Annotated in this window: 4 protein-coding genes; all 4 read left to right on the top strand. The window is 63.1% G+C overall.

The features are described 5' to 3' along the window. Window positions 1-220, top strand: a 220-nt coding sequence (locus EOA33_RS39860) for a hypothetical protein (protein ID WP_210212611.1), incomplete at its 5' end; no start/stop codon positions are given. Window positions 221-232: 12 nt separating this feature from the next. Then, window positions 233-1,228, top strand: coding sequence for an ABC transporter substrate-binding protein (locus EOA33_RS26720; RefSeq protein ID WP_126058235.1), 996 nt, complete (start codon window positions 233-235; stop codon window positions 1,226-1,228). 145 nt (window positions 1,229-1,373) lie between these two features. Further along, window positions 1,374-2,927: a sugar ABC transporter ATP-binding protein gene (locus EOA33_RS26715; RefSeq protein ID WP_126058234.1), complete on the top strand. Its 1,554-nt coding sequence runs from the start codon at window positions 1,374-1,376 to the stop codon at window positions 2,925-2,927. Next, complete coding sequence (locus EOA33_RS26710) at window positions 2,924-3,889, top strand: ABC transporter permease (RefSeq protein ID WP_126058233.1); 966 nt, start codon at window positions 2,924-2,926, stop codon at window positions 3,887-3,889. The genes EOA33_RS26715 and EOA33_RS26710 overlap by 4 nt, the downstream gene beginning before the upstream one ends. Window positions 3,890-4,047: the final 158 nt, after the last annotated feature.

The following is a 4,047-nucleotide window of genomic DNA, read 5'->3' as shown; positions in this document are numbered from 1 at the left end:
CACTTGCATGGAACTAATATTCCATCTCAATTCGAGAGGATCGGAAGCGTTCGAACGTAGCGACGGCAAACTCAAAGGCCTTTGCGCAGCGACGAAACAGCACTTGCATCGACCGGATCGATGCACTATCAAAAAACGGCAAATGTTTTTTATTGATAAAGTTCTGTTGGGGCAGCGCCTATCCGAACGGAGCTTCCGTAACCTTCACCAGGCGATCTAGGGAGGAACCCTCATGAAATTCGTGACCAGCATTCTCAACCGCCGCGCCTTCGTCGCGCTCGCCGCCGCCTCGATGCTCGCAGGCGCCATGCATTCGGCGCCGGCCTCGGCGGCTGACGTGACCATCCCGATCATCGTCAAGGACACCACCTCGTTCTACTGGCAGATCGTGCTGGCCGGCGCCCGCAAGGCCGGCAAGGATCTCGGCATCAATGTGCCGGAGCTCGGCGCCCAGGCCGAAACCGACGTCAACGGCCAGATCTCGATCCTCGAGAATGCCGTCGCCGGCAATCCGGCTGCTGTCGTCATCGCGCCGACCGAAGCCAAGGCGCTCGGCAAGCCGATCGACGAGGCCGCCACCAAGGTCAAGGTCATCGGCATCGACTCCGGAGCCGACTCCAAGGCCTTCACTTCGTTCCTGACCACCGACAATGTCCAGGGCGGCCGCGTCGCCGCTGACGGACTTGCCGCGGCCATCGGCGCTGCCAATGGCGGCAAGGTTGAAGGCAAGGTTGCGCTGATCACCGCGCTGCCGGGCGCCGGCTCGCTCGAGCAGCGCGCCCAGGGCTTCAAGGAACAGCTCAAGGCGAAATATCCCGGCCTTGAGCTGATCGCCGACAAGTATGCTGACGGCCAGGCCACCACTGGCCTCAACATCGCCACCGACCTGATCACCGCCAACCCGGACCTGAAGGGCATCTTCGCTTCCAACCTGATCATGGCGCAGGGCGTCGGTCAGGCGATTGCCGAGAACAACCTGGCCGGCAAGGTCGGGCTGATCGGCTTCGACAGCGACGAGAAGCTGATCAAGTTCCTCAACGATGGCGTCATTTCCGGCCTCGTCGTGCAGGATCCGTACCGGATGGGTTATGACGGCATCAAGACCGCGCTTGCCGCCTCGAAGGGCGAGAAAGTCGAGGCCAATGTCGACACCGGTGCCAATCTCGTCACCAAGGCCAACATGAAAGAGCCGAAGATCGACGCGCTGCTCAATCCGAAGCTCGACTAAGCATCGCGATAGGCGCACTGTTTCCGGGGCCTCGCTGCCCCGGAAACACCAGCAAATCTGGAATCCGGTGGCTTGAAGTGCCCTTGACGGTGCAGCCCGCCGCACCGTTGCGTGCCAATCGTAAGGCCGATCTGGGAGGATTGTCATGACGTCGACGGCGCAGGACCTGCACCCGGCTCCAACACTGGAGCCCGGCAGGACGATCCTCGAACTCAGGGGGCTGGAGAAGCGCTATCCCGGCACGCACGCGCTCAAGCCCGTCAACCTCGCCTTCAAATCCGGCGAGATCCACGCCATCGTCGGCGAGAACGGCGCCGGCAAATCCACTCTCATCAAGCTCCTCACCGGCGTCATGCCGCGCACCTCCGGCGACGTTATCTGGGAGGGCAAGCCGGAAGCGCTGGCGACCCCGCATGAGGCGATGGCGCTCGGTATCAATGCCGTGCACCAGGAGGTCGTTCTCTGCCGCCACCTCACGGTCGCCGCCAACATGTTCCTCGGTGAGGAGAATTCGCGCTTCGGCATCCTGCAGCAGCGGGCCATGGTCAAGGATGCGCAGAAGATCATCGATGGCCTCGGCTTCGACCTGCCGGCGCACGTCATGCTCGGCGATCTCACCATCGGCCAGCAGCAGTTGATCGCCGCTGCCCGCGCCACGGTGCGCGGTACCAAATTCCTGATCTTCGACGAACCGACCGCCTACCTGACCCGCAAGGAGGCCGATCAGTTGTTCACGCTGATCCGCCGGCTGAAGGGCGAAGGCGTTACCATCATCTATATCAGCCATCGCATGGAAGAGGTGTTCGAGCTCGCCGACCGCGTGTCGGTGCTGCGCGACGGCACGCTGGTCGGCACCCGCAACATCGCCGAGACCAACGACGCCGAACTGGTCAAGATGATGATCAACCGCTCGATCGAACAGATCTACCACAAGGAGCATTTCACGCCGGGTGCCACCATCGTCGAGACTCGGACCCTCTCCGGGAAAGGCTTCGAGAATGTCTCGATGAGCGTCCGTGCCGGCGAGATCGTCGGCCTCTACGGGCTGATCGGCGCCGGCCGCAGCGAATTTGTCACCACGCTCTACGGTCGCCACAAGAAGTCGGCCGGCCAGATCCTGTGGGAGGGCAAGGAGGTGCAGGTCAACTCCGAGCACGATGCGATCCGGCTCGGCATGGCGTTGGCGCCGGAAAGCCGCCGCGACCAGGGCCTCTGTCTCAATTTGCCGGTTGGCCTCAACCTCAACCTGCCGATCTACAAGCGCATCTCGAACAAGCTGCTGATCTCCAACACGCAGGAAAAGGCCGAGGCCGATCGCCAGATCGCCGGCCTCAGGATCAAGACGCCGACGCGCAACGCGCTCGCCTCCAGCCTGTCCGGCGGCAACCAGCAGAAGATCGTCATCGGCAAATGGCTGGCGCATGGCGCCAAGCTGTTCATCTTCGACGAGCCGACGGTCGGCGTCGATGTCGGCACCAAGGCCGAGATCTACCGCCTGTTCTCGACGCTGCTGTCCAACGGCGCCGGCATCATCCTGATCTCGTCCTATCTGCCGGAGGTCTATGAACTCGCCGACACGCTGCATGTGTTCCGGCGCGGCAAGCTGGTCGCCACGCATGGCTTCCGCACCGCCGACCACGAGGACATTCTCTCTCAGGCGCTCGCCGAGAAACAAGAAAAACCGGGAGGACAGAAATGAGCACCGAGGCGATCGCGGCCGAAAAGCCGAAGCGCAATTACAATGCCCTATTCGGGCTGACGCTGCTGGCGCTGCTGGTTCTGTTGTGGGTCATCCTGTCGGTGACGACCCAGAGCTTCGCCTCCGCCAACAACATCTCCAACCTGCTGCGTCAGGGCTCGATGATCGCCATCCTGGCGGTCGGCCAGACGTTCGTCATCATCACTGGCGGCATTGACCTCTCGGTCGGCGCCGTTGTCGGCTTCGCCACCGTCACCACGGCGATGCTGATCAATGCCGGCGTGCCGGTCTTCGCCGCCATCCTGATCACCCTGCTGGTCGGCGTCGCCATCGGGTTGTTCCACGGCTTCGGCATCGTCAGGATGGGCCTGCCGCCCTTCATCATCACGCTGGCCACGCTGACCTCGCTGCGCGGCATTGGTCTGCTGATGACGAACGGCAATTCGATCTCGATCAACAACGATGCCTTCCAGGAATTCTCGCGCAATTCCTTCGTCGGCATCCCCAATCTGTTCTGGATGGTGATCCTGGTCGGCATCCCGGCCTACATCTTCCTGCACCACAGCCGCTGGGGCCGCTACCTGTTCTCGGTCGGCTCCAACGCCGAGGCCTCGCGCCTGTCGGGTGTCAATGTCCAGCGCACCATCTACATGGCCTATACGCTGTCCGGCCTGTGCGCCGCCTTTGTCGGCGTACTGCTCGCCTCGCGCATCGGCATCGGCAATCCGACCCAGGCCGAGGGCTGGGAGCTGCAGGCGATCGCCTCATCGGTGATCGGCGGCACCTCGCTGTTCGGCGCGGTCGGCTCCGTGCACGGCCCGCTGCTTGGCGCCTTCATTCTCGCCACCATTAACAACGGCGCCAACCTTTTGAATGTCAACGCCTTCTGGCAGCGCATCATCACCGGCGTGCTGATCATCGTCATCGTCTATTTCGACGGGCTGCGCCGCCGCGGCAAGTAAGCTGACCTCGACCGCCGGCCTTCGCTACAGCCCGAGTGCCGGCGGCCCCATCAACAGACTGGATTGAAGCATGAAAGCCGTCGTCTGCCGCTCGCCCGGCGATCTTGTCCTCGAGGACCGCCCGGCGCCGGGGGCGCCGCCTGCCGGCTGGGCGCGGG

Source organism: Mesorhizobium sp. M4A.F.Ca.ET.050.02.1.1 (genome assembly GCF_003997725.1).
Taxonomy (GTDB): domain Bacteria; phylum Pseudomonadota; class Alphaproteobacteria; order Rhizobiales; family Rhizobiaceae; genus Mesorhizobium.
This window is presented reverse-complemented; position numbering and strand designations above follow the sequence as displayed.